Source organism: Streptomyces sp. NPDC096339 (assembly GCF_044762985.1).
Classification (GTDB): domain Bacteria; phylum Actinomycetota; class Actinomycetes; order Streptomycetales; family Streptomycetaceae; genus Streptomyces.
This window is the reverse complement of sequence record NZ_JBIWFI010000003.1, coordinates 1-21642: the sequence shown is the minus strand read 5'-3', so window position 1 is coordinate 21642 and position 21642 is coordinate 1. Positions and strand designations below refer to the sequence as shown.

Below are 21642 nucleotides of genomic sequence, written 5' to 3'. Positions count from 1 at the left end.
CACCCCTGGACGTAAGACAAAGGAGTCGCGGGTGTCCAGCTCCGACATCTTCATCGGCGAGACCATCGGTACCGCCCTGCTCACTCTGCTCGGCGGTGGCGTGTGCGCCGCCCTCACGCTCAAGAGCTCCAAGGCCCGCGGCGCGGGCTGGCTCGCGATCACCTTCGGCTGGGGCTTCGCGGTCCTGATCGCCGCCTACGTCTCCGCACCGCTCTCCGGCGCGCACCTCAACCCGGCGGTCACGGTCGGCATCGCGATCAAGACCGGCGAGTGGGGTGACGTCCCCGTGTACTTCGCGGGGCAGCTGCTCGGCGCCATGCTCGGCGCGGTCCTGATGTGGATCACGTACTACGGCCAGTTCCGCGTGCACCTGGCGGACCCGGAGAACATCAAGGACGCGCGGCTCGGTCCCGAGGACCCGCACCCGCACGACGTCGCCGGCCCGGTGCTCGGCATCTTCTCCACCGGCCCCGAGATCCGCAACGTGGTCCAGAACCTCGCCACGGAGATCATCGGCACCTTCGTCCTGGTCATCGCGATCCTCACCCAGGGTCTCCAGGACGGCGGCAAGGGCCTCGGTGTCATCGGCGTCCTGATCACCTCCTTCGTGGTCGTCGGCATCGGCCTCTCGCTGGGCGGTCCGACCGGCTACGCCATCAACCCGGTGCGCGACCTCGGCCCCCGCATCGTGCACGCCCTGCTCCCGCTGCCCAACAAGGGCGGCTCGGACTGGGGGTACTCCTGGATCCCGGTCGTCGGCCCGCTCGTCGGTGCCGCGCTCGCCGGCGGTCTGTACAACATCGCGTTCGCCTGATCAGCATCGGCCCGCGCTCGTAAGATCCGCACCGCATCCTGATTCCGCCTACTCATAGACCTGCCAGGAGCAGCCACATGACCAGCAGCACCGGCCCCTTCATCGCCGCGATCGACCAGGGCACCACCTCCTCCCGCTGCATCGTCTTCGACCGCGACGGCCGCATCGTCGCCGTCGACCAGAAGGAACACGAGCAGATCTTCCCGAAGCCGGGCTGGGTCGAGCACGACGCCACCGAGATCTGGACCAACGTCCAGGAGGTCGTCGCCGGGGCCATCGCCAAGGCCGAGATCACCGCCGCCGACGTCAAGGCCGTCGGCATCACCAACCAGCGCGAGACCACCGTCCTGTGGGACAAGAACACCGGCGAGCCGGTCCACAACGCGCTGGTCTGGCAGGACACCCGCACCGACGCCCTGTGCAAGGAGCTCGGCCGCAACGTCGGCCAGGACCGCTTCCGCCGCGAGACCGGCCTGCCGCTGGCGAGCTACTTCGCCGGCCCGAAGGTCCGCTGGCTGCTCGACAACGTCGAGGGCCTGCGCGAGCGCGCCGAGGCCGGGGACATCCTCTTCGGCACCATGGACTCCTGGGTCATCTGGAACCTGACCGGCGGCGCCCAGGGCGGTCACCACGTCACCGACGTGACCAACGCCTCGCGCACCATGCTGATGAACCTGCACACCCTGGCCTGGGACGAGAAGATCGCCGAGTCCATGGGCGTCCCGCTCAACGTGCTCCCCGAGATCAAGTCCTCCGCCGAGGTCTACGGCCACGTCAAGGAGGGCGTCCTCGCCGGTGTCCCCGTCGCCTCGGCGCTCGGAGACCAGCAGGCCGCCCTGTTCGGCCAGACCTGTTTCGCCGAGGGCGAGGCCAAGTCCACGTACGGCACCGGAACGTTCATGCTGATGAACACCGGCGACAAGATCATCAACTCCTACAGCGGCCTGCTGACCACGGTCGGCTACCAGATCGGCGACCAGAAGCCGGTCTACGCGCTGGAGGGCTCCATCGCCGTCACCGGCTCGCTCGTCCAGTGGATGCGCGACCAGATGGGCCTGATCAAGTCCGCGGCCGAGATCGAGACGCTGGCCTCCTCCGTCGAGGACAACGGCGGCGCCTACTTCGTCCCGGCCTTCTCCGGCCTGTTCGCCCCGTACTGGCGCTCCGACGCCCGCGGTGTGATCGCCGGCCTCACCCGGTACGTCACCAAGGCGCACATCGCCCGTGCCGTCCTGGAGGCCACCGCCTGGCAGACCCGCGAGATCACCGACGCCATGACCAAGGACTCGGGCGTGGAGCTCACGGCCCTGAAGGTCGACGGCGGCATGACCTCCAACAACCTGCTGATGCAGACGCTCTCGGACTTCCTGGACGCCCCCGTGGTGCGCCCGATGGTCGCCGAGACCACCTGCCTCGGCGCCGCCTACGCCGCCGGCCTGGCCGTCGGCTTCTGGCCCGACACCGACGCCCTGCGCGCCAACTGGCGCCGCGCGGCCGAGTGGACCCCGCGGATGCCCGCCGAGCAGCGGGAGCGCGAGTACAAGAGCTGGCTCAAGGCCGTCGAGCGGTCCATGGGCTGGGTCGACGACGAAGACGCCAGCTGACCTCACTCAGCCGACGCTATCGACGAGGAGCTAAGAGAGATATGAGCAGCCTGCAGAGCGTGACCGCACTGGGCACGCACCCGACCGCCGGTTCGAACGCGAGCCGCGCCGAGACCCGCGAGCAGTTGGCGAAGGCCACGTACGACCTCCTGGTCATCGGCGGTGGCATCCTGGGCACCTCGGTGGCCTGGCACGCCGCGCAGTCGGGTCTGCGGGTCGCCATGGTGGACGCCGGCGACTTCGCCGGCGCCACCTCCTCCGCCTCCTCCAAGCTCGTCCACGGCGGCCTGCGCTACCTGCAGACCGGCGCGGTCAAGCTGGTGGCCGAGAACCACCACGAGCGGCGGGTGCTGGCCAAGGACGTGGCCCCGCACCTGGTCAACCCGCTCACGTTCTACCTGCCGGTCTACAAGGGCGGTCCGGTGGGTGCGGCCAAGCTGGGCGCGGGCGTCTTCGCCTACTCCGCCCTCTCGGCCTTCGGCGACGGCATGGGCAAGGTCATATCGCCGGCCCGTGCCGTCGCCGACAACCCCGGCCTGAAGACCGACAACCTCAAGGCCGTGGCGGTCTACTACGACCACCAGATGAACGACTCCCGCGTCGCCGTCATGACGGTCCGCGCGGCCGTCGAGTCCGGTGCGGTCGTCCTCAACCACGCCGAGGTCACCGGGCTGCGCATGACGCGCGGCCGGGTCACCGGCGCCGAGCTCAAGGACCGTCTGGACGGCACCGAGTTCGGGGTCGACGCGCGCGTCGTGCTCAACGCCACCGGCCCGTGGGTGGACCACCTGCGGCGCATGGAAGACAAGCACTCGCTGCCGTCGATCCGCCTCTCCAAGGGCGCGCACATCGTCATGAAGCGCAAGTCGCCGTGGAAGGCCGCCATGGCCACCCCGATCGACAAGTACCGCATCACCTTCGCCCTGCCGTGGGAGGACCAGCTCCTGCTCGGCACCACCGACGAGGTGTACGAGGGCGACCCGGCCGACGTGCGCGCCACCGAGGCCGACATCCAGCAGATCCTGGACGAGGCGGCCTTCTCGGTGAAGGACGCCGACCTGGACCGCTCGCTGATGACGTACGCCTTCGCGGGCCTGCGGGTGCTGCCCGGCGGCCCCGGCGGGGTCGAGAAGGCCAAGCGCGAGACGGTCGTCTCCGAGGGCGCGGGCGGCATGCTGTCGGTGGCCGGCGGCAAGTGGACGACGTACCGGCACATCGGCCGTGTGGTCATGGACAAGCTGGCCAAGCTCCCGGGCAGCCCGCTCACCGAGGACATGGAGCCGGTGAAGTCCCTGGTGCGCCGGGTGCCGCTGCCCGGTGTCGCGAACCCGAACGCGGTCGCGCACCGGCTGCTGGTGGACCGCGAGCCCGGTGCCCGCATGGACCCGCTGACCGCGCGCCACCTGGCCTCGCACTACGGTTCGCTGGCCTTCGACATCGCGCGGATCGCGAACGAGGACCCGGCGCTGGCCGAGCGCATCCACCCGGACGGTCCGGAGATCTGGGCGCAGGTCGCCTACGCCCGTGACCACGAGTGGGCCGAGACGGTCGACGACGTGCTGCGCCGGCGTACGACGGTGACGATCCGGGGCCTGGACGACGAGGCCGTCCGGGCCCGGGTCGAGGAGATGCTGGGCCGCAAGGCATAGGTCTCCCGCAGGTGGGGAAGAGGGGCGGTTCCAGGGGGAACCGCCCCTCTGTCGTGGGCTGTGGCCGGCGTCGTCTCAAGGCTTAGGCTGGCCCACGTACACAAGGGAACTTCGGAAGGAGACCTGGGTGATCGAGCTTGAGGGCGTGCCCGAGCTGATCGACCCGGTCATGGTGGCCGCGTTCGAGGGCTGGAACGACGCGGGTGACGCGGCCTCCGGTGCGGTCGCGCACCTGGACCGGGAGTGGAAGGGCGAGGTGTTCGCGGCGCTCGACGCCGAGGACTACTACGACTTCCAGGTCAACCGGCCGACGGTGTGGCTGGACAACGGGGTACGGAAGATCACGTGGCCGACGACCCGGCTGTCGGTGGTGCGGATCGGCGGGGCGAAGCCGCGCGATCTGGTGCTGGTGCGGGGCATCGAACCGTCCATGCGGTGGCGGTCGTTCTGCAACGAGCTGCTGGGGTTCGCACACGAGCTGGGCGTGGAGATGGTCGTCGTCCTCGGCGCGCTGCTCGGGGACACCCCGCACACCCGGCCGGTGCCGGTGAGCGGGGTCACCTCGGACGCGGACCTGGCGCGGACGATGGACCTGGAGGAGACCAAGTACGAGGGTCCGACGGGGATCGTGGGCGTGCTGCAGGAGGCCTGCACGCATGCCGGGGTGCCGGCGGTGTCGCTGTGGGCGGCGGTGCCGCACTACGTGTCGCAGCCGCCTAACCCGAAGGCGACCCTGGCGCTGCTGAACCGGCTGGAGGATCTGATCGACATCAGGATCCCGCTGGGTGAACTCCCCGAGGACGCGCGGGCGTGGCAGCTGGGCGTGGACCAACTCGCCGCGGAGGACAGCGAGGTGGCGGAGTACGTCCAGACGCTGGAGGAGGCGCGGGACACGGCCGATCTTCCGGAGGCGTCGGGGGACGCGATCGCCCGGGAGTTCGAGCGGTACCTGCGCCGCCGCGACCCGGCGGGGCCGGAGCAGCCGGGTGACGGGTCGTACCTGCGGGACACCTCCAGCGGGCTGACGCGGCCGCCGAAGCGGAAGGACTCCGCGGCGGAGGAGCCCCCGGCGTCCCCGCCGGACGACCAGGACACCTCGGGGGACGACTCCCCCGAGTCCCCGCCGCAGACGTAGCGTGCCGGGCGGGCAGGGCCGGTGCCGCTGCGCGGGGCCGGTCCCCTACCCGCCCTTCCACCGTTCCCCGGGGCTCCGCCCCGGACCCCGGTCCTCAAACGCCGGACGGGCTGGAGATCCAGCCCCGCCGGGCAACATCCAGCCTCGCCGGCCTTTGAGGCGCGGGGTCCGGGGCGGAGCCCCCACGCGGCGGAGCCGCATATCCGGTACGGCGGGAAGGGGCGGGGCGGGGAGAAGGCCCCGCGCAGCGGCGGTCCGCACCGGCACCCGGACAGGGCGATGCCCCCGGCCCCGGGGTGGGGACGGGGGCATCGCGGCGGGTGCTACAGGGCCACGCCCAGCAGGGCGTCCACTGTGCGGGAGACCAGGCCGGGAGCCGATTCGTCGTCGCCGTCGGAGGCGTTCTGCGCGTCCACCCAGCGGTCGACGGCCGCCAGCGCGGCCGGCGCGTCCAGGTCGTTCGACAGGGCCTCGCGGACCTCTTCCACGAGGGCGTCCGCCGGAAGGCCGTCCGGGCGGGAGACCGCCGCGCGCCAGCGGGCCAGGCGGGCCTCCGCCTCCGCGAGGGCGGCGTCCGTCCACTCCCAGTCGGCGCGGTAGTGGTGCGCGAGGAGCGCCAGGCGGATCGCCGCCGGGTCGACCCCGGCGCGGCGCAGCGCGGAGACGAAGACCAGGTTGCCCTTCGACTTCGACATCTTCTCGCCGTGCAGGGCGACCATGCCCGCGTGGACGTACGCCTTGGCCATCGGGAACTCGCCCGTCAGGACCTGCGCGTGCGAGGCGCCCATCTCGTGGTGCGGGAACGCCAGGTCGGAGCCGCCGCCCTGGATGTCGAAGCCCATGCCCAGGTGGTCCAGGGCGATGGCGACGCACTCGATGTGCCAGCCCGGCCGGCCGCGGCCCAGCGAGCCGCCGTCCCAGCTCGGCTCGCCAGGTCGTGCGGCCATCCACAGCATCGGGTCGAGCGGGTTCTTCTTCCCCGGGCGGTCGGGGTCGCCGCCGCGCTCGGCGGAGAGGAGCCGCATGGCCTCGGCGTCCAGGTTGGAGACCTGGCCGAAGTGGGAGTCGGATTCGACGGAGAAGTAGATGTCGCCGTCGAGCTCGTACGCCGCGCCGGCGTCCCGCAGCCGCTCCACGAGCGGCACGATGCCCGGTATGGCCTCGACGGCGCCGATGTAGTGCTGCGGGGGCAGCATCCGCAGGGCGGTCATGTCCTCGCGGAAGAGGGCCGTCTCGCGTTCGGCGAGCTCGGTCCAGTCGTGGCCGTCGCGCAGCGCCCGCTCCAGGAGCGGATCGTCCACGTCCGTGACGTTCTGGACGTAGTGGACCTGCCGCTTGGTGTCGAGCCACACGCGCTGTACGAGGTCGAACGCGTTGTAGGTCGCCGCGTGACCGATGTGGGTCGCGTCGTACGGGGTGATGCCGCAGACGTAGATACGGGCGACGGGACCGGGGGCGAGGGTGATCGTCCCCTGGGTCGCGGTGTCGTGGATCTGGAGGTCGCGGCCCTTGCCGGGCAGGGCGGGGACCTCAGAAGCGGGCCAGGCATGCATGTGTCGAGCCTAACCGGACGGGTGTTCCTTAAACGAACTGGACCTGCGCTGTTGTCTTGATCGGCACTCTTGCGGTCTGGCCGGATCTGTGCGTGTCGTACTGGCCGGTTCGCACCGGTGGCTCAGACCGGTGGCCAGGGGATCGACGGCCACTGCCCGGAGGGCTCCGGGTGGATCCCGGTGCGCAGCAGCCGTGCCACCCGCTCCCGTACGGCGGCCAGCTCGACGGGCGTGATCAGTTCGGCCAGTCGGGTGGCGAGGGGCTCTCCCTCGGCGAGCCGGGCGGTGAGCGCGGCCAGGACCTCGCGGGCCTCGTCGGTCAGCGGCTCCCCCGCCCAGCCCCAGAGCAGGGTGCGCAGTTTGTCCTCGGTGTGGAAGCTCACGCCGTGGTCGATGCCGTAGAGCCGCCCGTCGGGCGCGGGCAGCAGGTGGCCGCCCTTGCGGTCGCCGTTGTTGATCACCGCGTCGAGTACGGAGAGCCGGCGCAGCCTGGGGTCGTCGGCGTGGACGAGCAGGGCGGTGCGGCCCTCTCCGACGTCGGCGAAGGCGACGGCCTTCCAGCCCTCCCCCGCTTCCTCTCCGTCGACGAGGGCGAGGAGCCCGGCCGTCGGTTCGTCCTCCTGGGCCGCTTCGATCCAGTGCTGGACCATGCCTTCGCCGTAGGGTCCGTCGCGCAGCACGGTGGTGGGCACCAGGCCCCAGCCGGTGGCCTCGGAGACCAGGTAGGCGGCGACCTCGCGCTGGGCGAGGTTGCCGTCGGGGAAGTCCCACAGGGGCCGCTCGCCCTTGATCGGCTTGTACACGCAGTCGGTGCTCTCGCCCTCGTACGTGACGGTGCACAGCAGGACGGCGTTGGACGCCTCCCGGATCCTGCCGACGACGCTCAGCTCGCCCTTGGCGAGCAGTTCCTCCAGTTCCCCCGCCCTGTTCACGCCTGGCGCCGGTAGCCGTTCTGGCGCGGGCACACGTGGCCCTCCGGGTCGAGCGGCAGGCTGCACAGCGGGCACGGCGGGCGGCCGGCGTTGACCACGTCCAGGGCCCGCTTGGCGAAGGCCCGGGCCTGGGCGCCGGTGAGGCGGACCCGCAGCATGGGCGGGCCGTTCTCCTCGTCCTGGAGCAGCCGCTCCTCGGCCTCGGCGAGGTCCTCGTCGGAGTCCGCGTCGAGTTCGACCAGGGCCTGGGCCTCGACGATCATCCGCTGCTCTTCGCCGTCCCAGGCCAGGGCCATGGTGCCGACGCGGAACTCCTCCTCGACGGGGACGTCGAGGGGCGCGGTGTCGGCGGCCTCGGCGGGGGCGACGGCCGGGACCGGGGCATTGCCCCCGGTGCGCCGTACGACCTCGTCCAGCAGTTCGTCCATCCGCTCGGCGAGCGCAGCGACCTGGGTCTTCTCAAGGGAGACGCTGGTGACGCGGGGGCCGGCGGAGGCCTGCAGGAAGAACGTACGGCGTCCCGGCAGACCGACCGTGCCGGCCACGAAGCGGTCCGGCGGGTCGTAGAGGAACACCTGACGGGGCACGTCCAGTCTCCAAGTCTCGGCGGCAGGGGGTGCTCTGCGCGTGGCTGTGCGTTTTGTTATGGCCAGTCCACCCTACTGCGCCGTTCGATCACGCCGCGCCCGCGCCGCCCCCCACGACGGCGTTCCCGGCGTCCTCGGCGGCCTTGTCGGCGGTGCGGGCCTGGTCGCCGGGTACGAGCGAGCCGAAGTCCCCGGTGTCGCCCAGGCGGAACACGAAGGGGCGGGTGGGCGTGTACCGGATCGCGGTGACCGAGCAGGGGTCGACGTGGATGCGCTGGAAGAGGTCCAGGTGCATGCCCAGGGCGTCGGCGACAAGGGACTTGATGATGTCTCCGTGCGAGCACATGAGGTAGACGGCGTCCGCGCCGTGCTCGTCCTCGATGCGCGCGTTCCATTCCCGTACGGCTTCCACCGCGCGGTTCTGCATGGCGCGCATGGACTCGCCGCCGGGGAAGGCGGCCGCCGAAGGGTGCTGCTGGACGATCTTCATCAGGGGTTGGTCGGCGAGTTCGGCGAGTTTGCGGCCCGACCAGTCGCCGTAGTGGCATTCGCCGATCCGCTCGTCGGTGTGCAGTTCCAGCTCCGGACGGGCGGCCAGGAGCGGCGCGAGGGTTTCGCGGCAGCGTTGCAGCGGGCTGGTGACGGCGGCGGCGAGGGGCACGCCGACCAGTCGTCCGGGCAGCTTGGCGGCCTGTTCGGCGCCGCGCTCGTCAAGGGCGACTCCCGGGGTCCATCCGGCGAGCAGCCCGGCGGTGTTGGCGGTGGACCGCCCGTGTCGTACGAGGATCAGCGTGGCCATGGGGTACAGCCTAGGCTCTGCCGGGGAAGGCCCCGCGCGGTGAGGTGGGAGTGCGGGCGGGCCGCGGGCAGGGAAGAATGCCCCGGGTGATTGTGGACTGTGCGATTTACCGGGACGGCGTCCGTACCGAGGGACCCGCGGATTTCTCCGACGCCCTCGACGAGGCGCGGGCGACCGGTGACGCCTTCCTGTGGCTGGGCCTGCACGAGCCGACGGAGAAGGAATTCGACCACGTCCGCGAGGAGTTCGGGCTGCACCCGCTGGCGGTGGAGGACGCCCTGACCGCGCACCAGCGCCCGAAGCTGGAGGTGTACGACGATTCGCTGTTCGTCGTCCTCAAGCCGGTGCTGTACGACGAGGACACCGACACGGTGAGCGCGGGCGAGCTGATGTTGTTCATCGGCGACTCGTTCGTGGTCACGGTCCGGCACGGCGAGGGCGCCCCGCTGGCCGCCGTGCGCCGCCGGCTGGAGCACGAGCCGGAGGTGCTGAGGCACGGTCCGACGGCCGTGCTGTACGCGGTGTCCGACGCGGTGGTGGACCACTACATCGAGGTGGCGGCCGAGCTCCAGGCGGACCTGGAGGAGTTGGAGGCCGACGTGTTCGCGCCGAACGCGTCGGACACCAAGAACACCGCCGCGCGGATCTACGGTTTCAAGCGGCAGGTCCTGGAGTTCCGCCGGGCGACGAGCCCGCTGCTCCAGCCGATGGACCGGCTCGCGTTCGGGGACGTGCCCTTCGTCCACGACCACGCGCAGCCGTTCTTCCGTGATGTCGCGGACCATCTGACCAAGGCGAACGAGTACATCGAGGGGCTGGACCGGCTGCTGTCGGACGCGCTGGCGGCGCATCTGGCGCAGATGGGTGTCCGGCAGAACGACGACATGCGCAAGATCTCGGCCTGGGCGGCGATGGCGGCCGTCCCCACGATGGTGGCGGGGATCTACGGGATGAACTTCGACGACATGCCGGAGCTGAAGCAGACCTGGGGCTATCCCGTGGTGCTGGCGGTCATGGTGGGGGCGTGTCTGGGCCTGCACCGGATGTTCAAGCGCCGCGGCTGGTTGTGACCCGTCCACCCGCGGGCGGGTTCAGGCGAACTCGGGGGCGGCCGTCGGCGCTCCGCCGAGCGCGTCGCGCCGTTCGGGCATGCGCAGGCCGATCGCCCGGTGCCAGCCGCTGAAGCGCTCGTAGGCGTGCACTCCCCGGATGCCGGCGGCGAACGCGGCCGTCTTGGGGGCGGACCAGTCCAGCAGGCGTCCCATGTGGCCCATGACGGCGAGGCTGACGTCGCGGTAGACGCGGATCTCCATGAGCGCGCTGTCGCGCAGCACCCGCCGGATGGTGTGGCCGTGGCCCTGGCGGGCCAGGCGCAGCAACTCCTCGTGGCAGTAGGCGAGGTGGTTGTCCTCGTCGTTGCTGATCATGCGGATGGCCTTGCCCAGCTCGGGGTGGTCGCCGAAGTCCTTGACGAGCATGTCCATCTGGTCGGCGGCGCGCTGCTCGGTGACGCGGCTGTGCGCGAGGTAGACGACGACGTCCCGCTCGCTCAGGGGCTCGTCCCGGCGCAGTTTCTCGTGGGCGAGGCCGATGCCGGCGCGTTCCAGCAGCATCGTGTAGTCGGTCTCGGGCGGTACGGGGACGGGCTGCAGACCGCGTTTGCGCAGCAGCGCGTTGAAGATCCGTCCGTGCTTGTCCTCGTCGGCACCGTGCCGGGTGATCTTGGGCACGAGGTGGCGCATGGAGTCGGGGACCAGGGCCGCGATACGGCCGTTCTCCCAGCCGCCCTGGGCCTCCCCGCTGGCGGCGATGGAGCAGAACAGCTGGAAGGTGTCGTCGTTGTCGACGATCTCCTGGAACACGCTGCGGGCAGAGAGCATGCATCGAGTCAAACCCCGGTCGCGGGAGCGGGCAACCGAGGGGTCGCCCCGCTCGTCCGAATGAACGAAACGAGCCCGTTGCCCGGGGTGCGTAACCCGGGGGGCGCCCGGAGCGTTGTTGGCTGTGTCGGCCGTGGCGGGGAAGACCCCCCGAGCCCCCACCACGGCCGCAGACTTCGTCGATCAGGCCAGTCCGGCCCGCTCCAGGGCCTCGGTGCCGGCGCGCAGGGCGGCGATCCGCTCGTCCAGGGTGAAACCGGCCGGGGCGAGCGTGAGGGTGGTGACCCCGGCCTCCGCGTAGGCCCGCATCCCGTCCGCGATGCGCTCGACCGGGCCGAGCAGCGTGGTCGAGTCGATCAGCGAGTGCGGGACGGCCGCGGCGGCCCCGGTCTTGTCGCCGGCCAGGTACTTGTCCTGGATGTCGGCGGCTTCCTTCTCGTAGCCCATGCGCTGGGCCAGCTGGTTGTAGAAGTTCTGCTTGCGGCTTCCCATGCCGCCGACGTACAGGGCGGTGTACGGGCGGAAGACGTCGGCGAGCGCGTGCACGTCCTCGCCGAGGGCCAGCGGCACGGTCGGGCAGACGTCGAAGCCGTCCATGGTCAGCCCGGCCTTCTCGCGCCCGGCGCGGATGTGGCGCAGGGCCGTCTCCTCCAGGTGCTCGGCGGCCGGGAAGATCAGCAGGGCGCCGTCGGCGATCTCGCCGGTCTGCTCCAGGTTCTTGGGGCCGATGGCGGCGATGTAGAGCGGGATGTGCTCGCGCTCCGGGTGCACGGTCAGCTTGAGCGGCTTGCCGGGGCCGCCGGGAAGCGGCAGGGTCCAGTGCTCGCCCTCGTAGCTCAGGCGCTCGCGGCTCATGGCCTTGCGCACGATCTCGACGTACTCGCGGGTGCGCGCGAGGGGCTTGTCGAACTTGACGCCGTACCAGCCCTCGGAGACCTGCGGGCCCGAGACGCCGAGGCCGAGGCGGAAGCGGCCCTTGGTGAGGGAGTCGAGGGTGGCCGCGGTCATGGCGGTCATGGCCGGCTGGCGCGCCGGGATCTGCAGGATCGCGGACCCCACGTCGATGCGCTCGGTCTGGGCCGCGACCCAGGCCAGCACGGTCGGGGCGTCCGATCCGTAGGCCTCCGCGGCCCAGCAGACGTCGTAGCCGAGGCGGTCGGCCTCCTGGGCGACGGCGAGGTTGTCGGCGTCCATGCCCGCACCCCAGTAGCCGAGATTGATGCCGAGCCGCATAAGTCGTCCCCTTACCGATTGCCGATTTACCGATCAGTAACGTGTATGTGCGGGGACTGTAGCGCGCCCGGGTCCCATTCGTCAGCGCCCCAGTAGTCTCAGCGCTCATGGAGCAGAGGCATCTCGGCCGCACCGGACTGCGTGTTTCCCGGATCGGCCTCGGCACCCTCACCTGGGGCCGCGACACCGGCGAGGAAGCCGCCGCCGAGCAGATGAAGACGTTCTGGGACGCGGGCGGCACGCTCGTGGACACGGCGGACGTGTACGGCGGCGGGGAGGCGGAGTACCTGCTCGGGCGGCTGGTGGGCGGGTTGATCCCGCGCCGGGACGTGGTGATCGCGACGAAGGCGGGCAGCGTGCCCGATCCGGACCGGCGCTTCGACGGCTCGCGCGGGCACCTCCTGGCGGCGCTCGACGCCTCGCTGGACCGGCTGGGCACCGATTACGTCGACCTCTGGCAGGTCCACGCCTTCGACCCGGCGACGCCTCTGGAGGAGACCCTGCACGCGGTGGACCTGGCGGTGAGCAGCGGTCGGGCCCGCTACGCGGGGGTCTCCAACTTCAGCGGCTGGCAGCTCGCGAAGGCGGCGACCTGGCAGCTGGCGGCGCCCGTGGCGCGCACCCGCCTCGCCTCGACGCAGATGGAGTACTCGCTGCTCCAGCGGGGCGTGGAGCGAGAAGTCCTCCCGGCGGCGCTGGACCTGGGGGTCGGCCTCCTCCCGTCCTCGCCCCTGGGGCGCGGGGTCCTGACGGGCAAGTACCGCTCGGGCGTGCCGGCGGACTCGCGGGGCGGCTCGGAGTCCCTGGCCGCGTTCGTGGCCCCGTACCTGGACGAGGCGGCGGGCCGGATCGTGGACGCGGTCGCGACGGCCGCCCACGGCCTGGCCGTGACCCCGCTCCAGGTGGCGCTGGCGTGGGTCCGCGACCGGCCGGGGGTGGCCGCGCCGATCGTCGGCGCGCGGACGTCGGCGCAGCTCGGGGAGGCACTGTCGGTGGAGACCCTTACCCTTCCCGAGGAGATCTGCCGGGCGCTGGACGACGTCTCAGCACCCGTGCACCGCTACCCCGATCAGGACTGGAGCACCCTGTGAGCACGGACCACCACCCCGCCGGACCCGCCGGCCCCGCCGGACCCGCTGACGCGGAAGACCCGGCAACGGGGGAGGCTGCGCCGCGGGCAGGTGCGGACGACGAGGCCGAGGAGGCTGCGCCGCGGGCAGAGGTGAACGGCGAGGCCGAGGACGGCCCGGAGGCCGAGGCGGCCGCCGAAGCCGGGGACGGCGGGCCCCAGGCCGGACTGGACGGCGACGCCAAGGACGGGCCGCAGGCCGGGGCGGACGGCGGGGACGGGCCGGTGGCCGGGGCGGACGCCGGGGACGGCGGGCCCCAGGCCGGGGACGGGCCGGAGGTCCGGGGTGGGGGTCCGGGGGCGGAGCCCCCGGTTTCGGGAAGGGGCGGGGTGGGGGAAAGCCCCGCAGGGTCCGACCCGCACCCCGAGCCCGCCGACACCGAGGACGCCACCGAGGGCGACGAGGGCGACGAGGGCGACGGCGCGGGCAGCGACCCGGAGGGCGACGGCGACACGGCGGAGGCCGCAGGGGCTGTCGGCGGCGGTGAGTCAGCGGCGGAGGCCGCAGAGGTGGCCGGGGCCGGAGAGGCCGCGGCGGCGGGCGGGGCCGGAGAGGCCGCGGCGGCGCCCGAGTTGAGCGAGGCGCAGGCCGAACTGGCCGCGCAGAAGGTCGAGCGCGAGCGCATCGCCCGGCGCAAGGCCGAGCGCACCGCCCCCGTGGAGGCGGGCGCCAAGCTCAGCGGGAAGGCCGCCGACCTGCTGGCCGCCGTACGGGCGGTGGAGAGCGGCGCGAAGCCCCCGGCCGGGTCCACGTACTTCGACGAGGCTCCGGCCACGACCGCGGCCGCCCCCCGCAAGGCGGCGCCCGCACCCGAGCAGCCCCGGAGGCCGGCCCCGACGCCGGCGGCCACCCCCGCGGACGTGGACGCCGTACGGGCCGTGCTGGCCCGGGGCGGCGCCCCGGAGGCCCTCGCCGCCCCCGCCGCCACCGCGCTGGGCGACGGCGCCGCCCGGCAGCTCGCCGAGAACCCCTGGCGGCTGCTGGCCGTACCCGCCGTCCGCCCGACCCAGGCCGACGGTTTCGCCCGCGCGCTGCTGGGCCCCGAGGCCGGCCCGGGCGACGAGCGCCGCACCACCTCCCTGGTGGGGTGGCTGCTGGCGCAGGCCGGGCTGAAGGGGCACACCGCGCTGGAGGCCCCGGTCCTGGAGAAGGCCCTGGTCCAGTACGGGGTGCCGGATCCCGCCGAGGCCCTGGAGCAGGCCATCGCCGAGGGCTCGGTACTGGTGTTCCACGAACCCCTCGGCCCGCCCGCGCAGGAGGGCGAGGAGCAGCCCGTGCGCGTGCTCGTGGGCCTGGAGGGTTCCGCCATGGCCGAGGAGAGCCTGGCCGACGGCCTGGCCCGGCTGGCCAACACCTTCGACGGCCCGGCCGACTGGGACGCCGACGGCCCCCCCGGCTCCGAGCTGATCCGCGCCGTCGCGGGCCACGGCCTGGTCACCCACACCGGCGGCGAGGCCGCCCGCGCCGAACCCCTCGCCCTGCTGGCGGCGGCCCGCGAACTCGGCCTGCGCGCCTGCCTCGCCGCCCACACCACCACCCCGGACGGCGTCACCGTCGCCGGGCTGGTGTCGGGCGCGGAGGGTCCCGGCCGGGACGCGGACGGGCAGTTCGCCCTGGACCTCCTGATCGTCCTGGACGCCCCGCAGCTGGACGTGGAGACGGCGGCCGCGCTGGTGGAGTCCGTCCCCGACGGGGCCCGGCTGGTGCTGTCCGGCGATCCCGCGGTGCTCGGATCGGCGCGGGCCGGGCGGGTGTTCGCCGATCTGCTGGCGGCTCGGTTCTGTCCCCAGGTGGTCTCCCGCGTGCCCGACCCCGGCCCCCTCGGCGAGCTGGTCTCCGGGATCGGCGTCGGCGAGCTGGCCCAGGTCGACGCCCCCGGCAAGGAGGTCGTCATCGTCCCGGTGCGCGACGCCGGGGAGGCCGTGCACCGGGCCGTGCAGCTGGTGGCCGAGTCGGTGCCGCGGGCGTTCGGGATCCCGGCCGACAGCGTGCAGGTGATCACCCCGGGCCACGGCGGCTCCGCCGGGACCCGGGCGCTGAACGCGGCGCTGAAGGAGCGGCTGAACCCGGGCCCCGGCCGGTTCGGCGGCTTCGACCCGGGCGACCGGGTCGTCCACGTGCCCTCGCCCGGGCGGGCCCTGCCGGCCAGGGTGGTGTCGGCCGACGCGGAGGGCCTGCACCTGGACCGTGCGGGAGCGCGCGTCGTCGTACCGAAGGAGCTCGTCGAGTCGCAGGTGCGGCACGGCTGGGCGGTGACGGCGCACCAGGCCGTGGGGGCGCGGTGGCCCGCGGTGGTCGTCGTACTGCCGGGTGATGCGGCGCAGGCGCTGTCGCGGGACTGGGTGTACACGGCGTTCGGGCGTGCCGAGCGGCACCTGTCCGTGGTGCACGGCGTGGACCAGGCGCTGCCGCGGGCGGTCGCGGAGGTGCTGCCGAAGCCGCGTACGACGCGTCTGACGGGCCTGCTGACGGCGCTCGCGGCGGCCGCGGCGCAGCAGCCCGAGTAGCCCGGGTAGCCCGGGTAGCCCGGGTAGCCCGGGTAGCCCGGAACGACCGGAGGCCGTGGTGCCCGCCGCCGAGCGGTTGGGCGCCACGGCCTCCGGTGCGGACCGAGCGGGGTTCGAGCGAGGGCCGAGCGGGGGTCGCGCCCGCATCAGGCAGGGGTCAACCCCGGCTCCTCGTCCTCGTCGAACTCGTCGAGTTCCTCGTCGAAGACGGAGCTGACGTCGAACCGGTGCAGGACGTCCTCCGCGTCGGTGTGCCCGAAGGGCGAGGCCAGCCACTCCCCCGGCTCCGCCATCTCCTCCGAGGCCGCGATCCAGAGCGTGGAATCGCCTTCCTCCAGCCCGAACTCCTTGTAGCGGGAGGCGATCTCGTCGGGCTCGTACTCCCCGAAGAGCACGCCCAGCGCGCCGGCGGTGCCGCCGTGGACGAGTTCGGCGTCGCGGTCGTGCGCGGCGACCCGTTCGGCCTGCGCGATCAGCCGCGGCGGTTCGACGACGGCGTAGTCGCGGCGGATGAGCACGCTGAACGCGGCGGGCTCGGCGGGGCCGCTGTACGGGACGCCGTCCTCGGGGGTGGGGATCTCGAAGGGGGTGACCTCGTCGTAGCGGTCGTAGAGGAGTTCGTCGTACTCCTCGGCGGCGGCGGCGAGTTCGTTGAAGGCGGCGTAGACCGCAGGGTCCTCGTCCCCGGTCCTGCGCTCGACCGCGGCGAGGTGACGGTCGAGGGCGGCCTTTACCGCCTCGGCGGCGGCACGTACCTCGGCAACAGTGGGCAGAGCGGCATCAGACATAGAGCAGACGCTATCCGTAGCAGGGCTCTGCCCGCACAATAGATAGCGATGCCGGAATACGAATTTGTCGACGTGTACGTGCCTCGCGGGGTCCCCCGCAAAGAGGCGACCCGCCTGCTGACCGACCATGCCGAGTACGGGAACTGGGAGCTCGACCGGCTGACCCTGCACCGGGACGGCAGCCGCCGTGTGCGACTGCGCCGCCGGATCATCCGCCAGGTCCGCGCGACCTGGTGACGTGGCGTGACGCGGGCCCCGGCGCCGGGGCCCGCGTCCTGATCATCCGTCAGGCGGCGTTGCGGGCGCGGCGGTAGAGCACGCTGCCGGCCAGCAGCAGCCCGCCGGCGAGCGGGAGCCCGGCGGTGAGTACGTCACCGGTGCCGGTGGCGGCCAGTCCCGTCCCCGGGGGTGTGGCGGATGCGGTACCCCCTGCTGCTGCGCCGTCGCCGCCGCCGGAGGCACCGGTGCCGGACGCACCGGGCCCGCCCGGATTCCCGGGGGTGCCCGGAACCTGACCGCCCGGCGTACCGGGGTTGCCCGGCACCTGACCGCCCGGATTCCCGGGCTGACCCGGCGTACCGGGCTGACCCGGCGTACCGGGATTGCCCGGAACCTGCCCACCAGGGCCACCAGGTGTGCCGGGAGTACCCGGGTGACCGGGCTGGCCCGGCCCACCCGGCGTGCCGGGAGTACCCGGGTGGTGACCGCCGGGCGTGCCCGGGTTGCCGGGGTGGCCCGGGGTGCCCGGGCCGCCCGGGTGGCCGCCGGGGCCGTGGTCGTCGCACGGGGGTTCCGCGGGGCCCGGCTTGCCGCCGTGGCCCGAGTCGTTGGAGCAGTGGTTCCCGAAGGCCGGGTTGAGCAGGCCGACCACCGAGATGGTGTTGCCGCAGACGTTCACCGGTGCGTCCACCGGTGCCTGCACGTTGTTCCCGGACAGCACGCCCGGCGAGTTCGCCGCGTGCCCGGAGGCGCCGGAGTCCGCGTGCGCGTACCCCCCGCCCAGCGCGAGGACACCCCCCGCGGCAGCCATGGTGATCAGGGTCTTCCTGGTGGCCGGTGCCGTTCGTCGTCGCATCTGTACTGGTCCCCTCCTGCGTGTGTTTCGGCCAGGCTCCCCTGCCTGTCGCGCCGAAGACGATGAGAAATTCGGGGCCTGAAAGCCCGGTGGCCCCGGAGCGCTGGAATGCGCTCCGGGGCCCAAGACTTCAGACGCGTCAGGCGTTGACGCAGGTGTTGCCGAAGGCCGGGTTCAGCAGGCCGATGACGTTCACCGTGTTACCGCACACGTTCACCGGAACGTGGACGGGCACCTGGAGCACGTTGCCGGACAGGACACCGGGCGAACCGACGGCCGCGCCCTGGGCACCGGCATCGGCGTGGGCCAGGCCCGCACCCGCGAGAACCACAGCACCGGTGGCAGCCGCAGCGGCGACAACCTTCTTGATCATTGTTCCTCCTAGTAGGCAATGCGGTCCCAGCCGCGGACCGCAACACCTGTAACGAGGAGGGATCACCGGGGCTACGAGCGTATGAGCGCATTCACTCTTCTCAGTGGAATCCGCACACCCTCCCGATTCTTCGCCGTCAGGCGTTGTCGATGAATCGGTCGAGCACGCGGACGCCGAACTTCAGCCCGTCCACCGGCACCCGCTCGTCGACTCCGTGGAACATCCCGGCGAAGTCCAGCTCCGGCGGCAGCTGCAGCGGCGCGAAGCCGAAGCAGCGGATGCCGAGGTCGTCGAAGGACTTGGCGTCCGTACCGCCGGAGAGCATGTACGGGACCGCGCGCGCGATCGGGTCCTCGGCCCGCAGGGCGCCCTGCATGGCGTCCACGAGTCGGCCGTCGAAGTCCGTCTCCAGGGCCTTGTCCCCGTGCACGTCCTCCCGCTTCACGCGCGGGCCGAGGATCCGGTCGAGGTCCGCGAAGAACTCGTCCTCGTAGCCCGGCAGGAAGCGGCCGTCGACGTGTGCGGTGGCCTGGCCGGGGATGACGTTGACCTTGTAGCCGGCGCCGAGCATCGTCGGGGCCGCCGAGTTGCGCAGGGTCGCGCCGACCATCTTGGCGATGCCGCCGAGCTTGGCGAGCGTGGCGTCCATGTCGTCGGGGTCCAGTGGGGTGCCGAGCGCGTCCGAGAGCTCGTCCAGGAAGCTGCGTACGGTCTTGGTCACGCGCACCGGCCACTGGTGGCGGCCGAGGCGCCCCACGGCCTCGCACAGCTCCGTGATCGCGTTGTCGGTGTTGGTCATGGAGCCGTGGCCGGCGGTGCCCTCCACCGTGAGCCGCATCCAGTGCATGCCCTTCTGCGCGGTCTCCACCAGGTACAGCCGCAGGTTCTCGTTCACGGTGAAGGAGAAGCCGCCGACCTCGCCGATGGCCTCGGTGACCCCCTCGAACAGTCCCGGGTGCTTGTCGACGAGGTGCCGGGCCCCGTAGATGCCGCCGGCCTCCTCGTCGGCGAGGAAGGCCAGCACGATGTCGCGCGGGGGCTTGCGCCCGCTGCGCATGCGGTCGCGGACGACGGCCAGCGTCATCGCGTCCATGTCCTTCATGTCGACGGCGCCGCGGCCCCACACGCAGCCGTCGGCGATCTCGCCGGCGAAGGGGTCGTACGTCCAGTCGACCGCGTTGGCCGGCACCACGTCGGTGTGCCCGTGGATCAGCAGCGCCGGGCGGGAGGGGTCCTCGCCCTCGATCCGGGCGACCGTGGAGGCGCGCCCCTTGTGCGATTCGAAGATCTGCGGCTCCAGGCCGACCTCGGCGAGCTTCTCCGCGACCCATTCGGCCGCCTTGCGCTCGCCGGGGCCGGAGTGGTCCCCGTAGTTGCTGGTGTCGATCCGGATGAGGTCCCGGCAGAGGTCGACGACCTCGTCCTCGCCCGAGACTGCCCTGCCCGCGTTCGACTCGCTCACGCTGCTTCCTCCCACTGATCGGTACCCGAACTGCCCCCCATCCTCCCGCTCCGGGCCGTTCTCCCCAAGGGAGATCCCCGGCCACCGGGGGGTGTGATCGAGGACCCCGGAATGTTTGGTAATGTTTTCCACGTCGGAACGGCCCGCGAGGGACGCGAGACAGACACCTTGTCCGGGTGGCGGAATGGCAGACGCGCTAGCTTGAGGTGCTAGTGCCCTTTATCGGGCGTGGGGGTTCAAGTCCCCCCTCGGACACAAGAGCGAGAACCCCACTTCGGTGGGGTTCTTTGCGTTCGCCCTGTGCGGTGTGCGGCACGGCCGGTACGGCATCATGGCCCCTGACCAGCGGACGGGGGGTTTCGGAGTGACGCAGGGCGGTGCGGGCAACGGCACGGTGATCGGTGGCCGTTACCGACTTCAGGAGCGGCTGGGCCGGGGTGGCATGGGGACCGTCTGGCGGGCCTCCGACGAGTTGCTCGGGCGGGCCGTGGCCGTCAAGGAGCTCCACGTCGACGCCGGCACCCGGGCCATGGGGGCCCTGCGGGAGGCCCGGGTCGTCGCGCAGATCAGGCATCCGCACGTCGTGGTCGTGCACGACGTCGTGGAACACGAGGGCGTCGCCCACATCGTCATGGAGCTCGTCGAGGGCGGCTCCCTTGCCGACCGGCTGGCCGCTTCCGGGCCGCTGACGCCCCGGGAGACGGCCCGGCTCGGGCTGTCGCTGCTGGGCGCCCTCCGTGCGGCGCACGAGCGCGGGGTGCTGCACCGGGACGTGAAGCCGGCCAACGTGCTCATGGAAGCGGGCACGGGCCGGGCGGTGCTGACCGACTTCGGGATCGCCCGGCTCGCCGGGGCGACGACCATCAGCGAGGCCGGGGCCTTCGTCGGATCGCCGGAGTACACGGCGCCCGAGCGGATGAAGGGTGCGGAGGCCGGACCCGCGGCCGATCTGTGGTCGCTGGGCGCCCTGCTGTGCGCGGCCGTGACCGGGGAGTCGCCGTTCCACCGGGATTCGATCGGCGGCATCCTGCATGCCGTCGTCTTCGACGAGATCGAGCCGCCCGCCCGGCTGGGGCCGCTGCGTCAGGTCGTCCGCGGCCTGCTGGAGCGCGATCCGCAGCTGCGGCTGGACGGGCCCGAGGCCGCGCGGCTGCTGTCCGCCTGCGCGGCGGGCGAGGGCGGGGACGGGGACGGAGAGGTGCCCGAGCCGGTCGCGGTGGTGGCGTACTCGCCGACCGAGCGGGCCACCCGGCCGGACGGCCCGCTGCCCTCGGAGTCCGCACGGCCCGCACGGCGCCGGGCGGCGGTGCGCGTGGGGCTGGTCGCGGCGCTGCTCGCGGCGACGGTCGCCGGCACAGTGACCGCGACGCGGCTGCTGGGCGAGGAGCGGGACCCGCTCAAGGGGGCGGCCGGAGCCGTCGCGTCCGCAGGGCCGTCGTCCGCCCCGGCCCCTGCGGCGTCCGGGAGCGTGCCGGCCTCGCCCCAGGCGCCCACGGGCCGAGGGTCGGTGCGGCCCGCGCCCGCCGGGTACCAGGTCGTGTCCGACGTACAGGGTTTCAGCATGGCCGTGCCGACCGGGTACCGGCGCACCACCGACGAGCAGCGGGTGATCTACGGATCGCCGGACGGGGCCTTCCGCATCGGGATCAGGGTGGCGCCGGCGCAGTCCGGCGGGCCGCTGGCGGTGATGCGGCGCGCCGACGCCAACGGGGCCGAGACGAACCCCGGGTTCCGGGAGAACAAGGTCGTGGCGACGACGCACGACGGGCTGCCGGCCGCCCTGTGGGAGTTCACCTGGGACGGTTTCACGCGCGCCGAGGGTGCCCGCCACACCTTCGACCTGTGCTGGGAACAGGACGGGGTGCTCTACGACGTGTGGGTGTCGGCGCCCGTCGGCCGGTCCGCCGAGGCGCGTGGTCATTTCGATGCCGCGCTGGATTCCTTCGTACCGGCCGGCCGGGGCTCCGCGCAGCCCTGACGGCGCTGCGGACACGCGGGAGGGGCCCCCGGGGGCCCGGGGGGGGGGGGGGCGGGGGGGCCCCCCCGCCCCCCGGGGGGGCCCCCCCGGGGGGGGGGCGGGGCCCCCCCCCCCCCCCGGCGCCCCCCCCCCCCCCCCCCCCC

Annotated in this window: 19 protein-coding genes and 1 tRNA gene; 10 read left to right on the top strand and 10 right to left on the bottom strand. The window is 72.9% G+C overall.

The window, feature by feature from the left end; genetic code table 11:
- Window positions 1-31: 31 nt before the first annotated feature.
- The 4 genes from ACIQ5Y_RS06655 to ACIQ5Y_RS06640 all read left to right on the top strand — a co-directional run bounded on the left by ACIQ5Y_RS06655 (window position 32) and on the right by ACIQ5Y_RS06640 (window position 5202).
- A complete protein-coding gene (locus ACIQ5Y_RS06655; protein WP_385134096.1) occupies window positions 32-814 on the top strand; it encodes an MIP/aquaporin family protein in 783 nt (260 codons plus the stop codon).
- Window positions 815-891: 77 nt separating this feature from the next.
- Window positions 892-2418, top strand: coding sequence for a glycerol kinase GlpK (gene glpK, locus ACIQ5Y_RS06650; protein WP_384758239.1), 1527 nt, complete (start codon window positions 892-894; stop codon window positions 2416-2418).
- Window positions 2419-2459: 41 nt separating this feature from the next.
- On the top strand, window positions 2460-4067 hold the full coding sequence (locus ACIQ5Y_RS06645) for an FAD-dependent oxidoreductase (protein WP_403875753.1): 1608 nt from the start codon (window positions 2460-2462) through the stop codon (window positions 4065-4067).
- Window positions 4068-4194: 127 nt separating this feature from the next.
- The gene (locus ACIQ5Y_RS06640) at window positions 4195-5202 is read left to right on the top strand and encodes a PAC2 family protein (protein ID WP_403875751.1); all 1008 of its coding nucleotides are present in this window, start codon (window positions 4195-4197) and stop codon (window positions 5200-5202) included.
- Window positions 5203-5525: 323 nt separating this feature from the next.
- Here the strand turns inward: ACIQ5Y_RS06640 and mshC are convergent, their stop codons facing one another.
- From mshC to ACIQ5Y_RS06620, 4 genes are all read right to left on the bottom strand, one after another.
- Window positions 5526-6755: a cysteine--1-D-myo-inosityl 2-amino-2-deoxy-alpha-D-glucopyranoside ligase gene (mshC, locus tag ACIQ5Y_RS06635; protein ID WP_403875748.1), complete on the bottom strand. Its 1230-nt coding sequence runs from the start codon at window positions 6753-6755 to the stop codon at window positions 5526-5528.
- A gap of 122 nt (window positions 6756-6877) precedes the next feature.
- Complete coding sequence (locus ACIQ5Y_RS06630) at window positions 6878-7720, bottom strand: SCO1664 family protein (protein ID WP_403875745.1); 843 nt, start codon at window positions 7718-7720, stop codon at window positions 6878-6880.
- The gene (locus tag ACIQ5Y_RS06625) at window positions 7684-8274 is read right to left on the bottom strand and encodes a DUF3090 domain-containing protein (RefSeq protein ID WP_384753110.1); all 591 of its coding nucleotides are present in this window, start codon (window positions 8272-8274) and stop codon (window positions 7684-7686) included. The genes ACIQ5Y_RS06630 and ACIQ5Y_RS06625 overlap by 37 nt, the downstream gene beginning before the upstream one ends.
- Before the next feature lie 88 nt (window positions 8275-8362).
- The gene (locus ACIQ5Y_RS06620; protein WP_403875739.1) at window positions 8363-9073 is read right to left on the bottom strand and encodes a histidine phosphatase family protein; all 711 of its coding nucleotides are present in this window, start codon (window positions 9071-9073) and stop codon (window positions 8363-8365) included.
- Window positions 9074-9150: 77 nt separating this feature from the next.
- Here ACIQ5Y_RS06620 and corA point away from each other — a divergent pair, with 77 nt between their 5' ends.
- Window positions 9151-10143 carry a magnesium/cobalt transporter CorA gene (corA, locus tag ACIQ5Y_RS06615; protein WP_403875736.1) on the top strand — a complete coding sequence of 331 codons (993 nt, stop codon included), beginning with the start codon at window positions 9151-9153 and terminating at the stop codon, window positions 10141-10143.
- A gap of 21 nt (window positions 10144-10164) precedes the next feature.
- On the opposite strand, the gene ACIQ5Y_RS06610 is transcribed toward corA, so the two are convergent.
- On the bottom strand, window positions 10165-10953 hold the full coding sequence (locus ACIQ5Y_RS06610) for a ferritin-like domain-containing protein (protein ID WP_403875734.1): 789 nt from the start codon (window positions 10951-10953) through the stop codon (window positions 10165-10167).
- Between the two features lie 183 nt (window positions 10954-11136).
- On the bottom strand, window positions 11137-12186 hold the full coding sequence (locus tag ACIQ5Y_RS06605) for an LLM class F420-dependent oxidoreductase (RefSeq protein WP_403875731.1): 1050 nt from the start codon (window positions 12184-12186) through the stop codon (window positions 11137-11139).
- A gap of 107 nt (window positions 12187-12293) precedes the next feature.
- Between ACIQ5Y_RS06605 and ACIQ5Y_RS06600 the strand changes: the two genes are divergently transcribed.
- Both ACIQ5Y_RS06600 and ACIQ5Y_RS06595 read left to right on the top strand, forming a co-directional pair.
- Window positions 12294-13277, top strand: a complete 984-nt coding sequence (locus ACIQ5Y_RS06600; protein ID WP_403875728.1) for an aldo/keto reductase — start codon at window positions 12294-12296, stop codon at window positions 13275-13277.
- A gap of 206 nt (window positions 13278-13483) precedes the next feature.
- Window positions 13484-15823, top strand: coding sequence for an ATP-binding domain-containing protein (locus ACIQ5Y_RS06595; RefSeq protein ID WP_403876528.1), 2340 nt, complete (start codon window positions 13484-13486; stop codon window positions 15821-15823).
- Window positions 15824-15969: 146 nt separating this feature from the next.
- Here ACIQ5Y_RS06595 and ACIQ5Y_RS06590 read toward each other — a convergent pair whose 3' ends face one another.
- Window positions 15970-16611 (bottom strand): hypothetical protein, encoded by a 642-nt coding sequence (locus ACIQ5Y_RS06590; RefSeq protein WP_376661505.1) that lies wholly within the window; start codon window positions 16609-16611, stop codon window positions 15970-15972.
- 48 nt (window positions 16612-16659) lie between these two features.
- On the opposite strand from ACIQ5Y_RS06590, the gene ACIQ5Y_RS06585 reads away from it, so the two are divergent.
- The gene (locus tag ACIQ5Y_RS06585) at window positions 16660-16848 is read left to right on the top strand and encodes a DUF5703 family protein (RefSeq protein WP_031146791.1); all 189 of its coding nucleotides are present in this window, start codon (window positions 16660-16662) and stop codon (window positions 16846-16848) included.
- 49 nt (window positions 16849-16897) lie between these two features.
- Here ACIQ5Y_RS06585 and ACIQ5Y_RS06580 read toward each other — a convergent pair whose 3' ends face one another.
- The 3 genes from ACIQ5Y_RS06580 to ACIQ5Y_RS06570 all read right to left on the bottom strand — a co-directional run bounded on the left by ACIQ5Y_RS06580 (window position 16898) and on the right by ACIQ5Y_RS06570 (window position 19521).
- Window positions 16898-17641, bottom strand: coding sequence for a chaplin (locus ACIQ5Y_RS06580; RefSeq protein ID WP_403875723.1), 744 nt, complete (start codon window positions 17639-17641; stop codon window positions 16898-16900).
- Window positions 17642-17825: 184 nt separating this feature from the next.
- Window positions 17826-18059, bottom strand: a complete 234-nt coding sequence (locus tag ACIQ5Y_RS06575) for a chaplin (RefSeq protein ID WP_376661507.1) — start codon at window positions 18057-18059, stop codon at window positions 17826-17828.
- 136 nt (window positions 18060-18195) lie between these two features.
- On the bottom strand, window positions 18196-19521 hold the full coding sequence (locus ACIQ5Y_RS06570) for a M20/M25/M40 family metallo-hydrolase (RefSeq protein WP_385132626.1): 1326 nt from the start codon (window positions 19519-19521) through the stop codon (window positions 18196-18198).
- A 170-nt stretch (window positions 19522-19691) separates the two neighbouring features.
- Between ACIQ5Y_RS06570 and ACIQ5Y_RS06565 the strand changes: the two genes are divergently transcribed.
- Window positions 19692-19776 (top strand) — tRNA-Leu (locus ACIQ5Y_RS06565).
- Between the two features lie 187 nt (window positions 19777-19963).
- Window positions 19964-21499 (top strand): protein kinase, encoded by a 1536-nt coding sequence (locus ACIQ5Y_RS06560; protein WP_403876525.1) that lies wholly within the window; start codon window positions 19964-19966, stop codon window positions 21497-21499.
- The last annotated feature ends 143 nt before the right edge of the window (window positions 21500-21642 follow it).

Bases quoted from the DNA above. Each gene is read 5' to 3' on its own strand.
- ACIQ5Y_RS06605 (WP_403875731.1), bottom strand. From the start codon at position 12,186: ATGCGGCTCGGCATCAATCTCGGCTACTGGGGTGCGGGCATGGACGCC.
- ACIQ5Y_RS06610 (WP_403875734.1), bottom strand. From the start codon at position 10,953: ATGCTCTCTGCCCGCAGCGTGTTCCAGGAGATCGTCGACAACGACGAC.
- glpK (WP_384758239.1), top strand. From the start codon at position 892: ATGACCAGCAGCACCGGCCCCTTCATCGCCGCGATCGACCAGGGCACC.
- ACIQ5Y_RS06580 (WP_403875723.1), bottom strand. From the start codon at position 17,641: ATGGCTGCCGCGGGGGGTGTCCTCGCGCTGGGCGGGGGGTACGCGCAC.
- ACIQ5Y_RS06560 (WP_403876525.1), top strand. From the start codon at position 19,964: ATGGGGACCGTCTGGCGGGCCTCCGACGAGTTGCTCGGGCGGGCCGTG.
- corA (WP_403875736.1), top strand. From the start codon at position 9,151: ATGCCCCGGGTGATTGTGGACTGTGCGATTTACCGGGACGGCGTCCGT.
- ACIQ5Y_RS06575 (WP_376661507.1), bottom strand. From the start codon at position 18,059: ATGATCAAGAAGGTTGTCGCCGCTGCGGCTGCCACCGGTGCTGTGGTT.
- mshC (WP_403875748.1), bottom strand. From the start codon at position 6,755: ATGCATGCCTGGCCCGCTTCTGAGGTCCCCGCCCTGCCCGGCAAGGGC.
- ACIQ5Y_RS06590 (WP_376661505.1), bottom strand. From the start codon at position 16,611: ATGTCTGATGCCGCTCTGCCCACTGTTGCCGAGGTACGTGCCGCCGCC.
- ACIQ5Y_RS06620 (WP_403875739.1), bottom strand. From the start codon at position 9,073: ATGGCCACGCTGATCCTCGTACGACACGGGCGGTCCACCGCCAACACC.
- ACIQ5Y_RS06600 (WP_403875728.1), top strand. From the start codon at position 12,294: ATGGAGCAGAGGCATCTCGGCCGCACCGGACTGCGTGTTTCCCGGATC.
- ACIQ5Y_RS06645 (WP_403875753.1), top strand. From the start codon at position 2,460: ATGAGCAGCCTGCAGAGCGTGACCGCACTGGGCACGCACCCGACCGCC.
- ACIQ5Y_RS06585 (WP_031146791.1), top strand. From the start codon at position 16,660: ATGCCGGAATACGAATTTGTCGACGTGTACGTGCCTCGCGGGGTCCCC.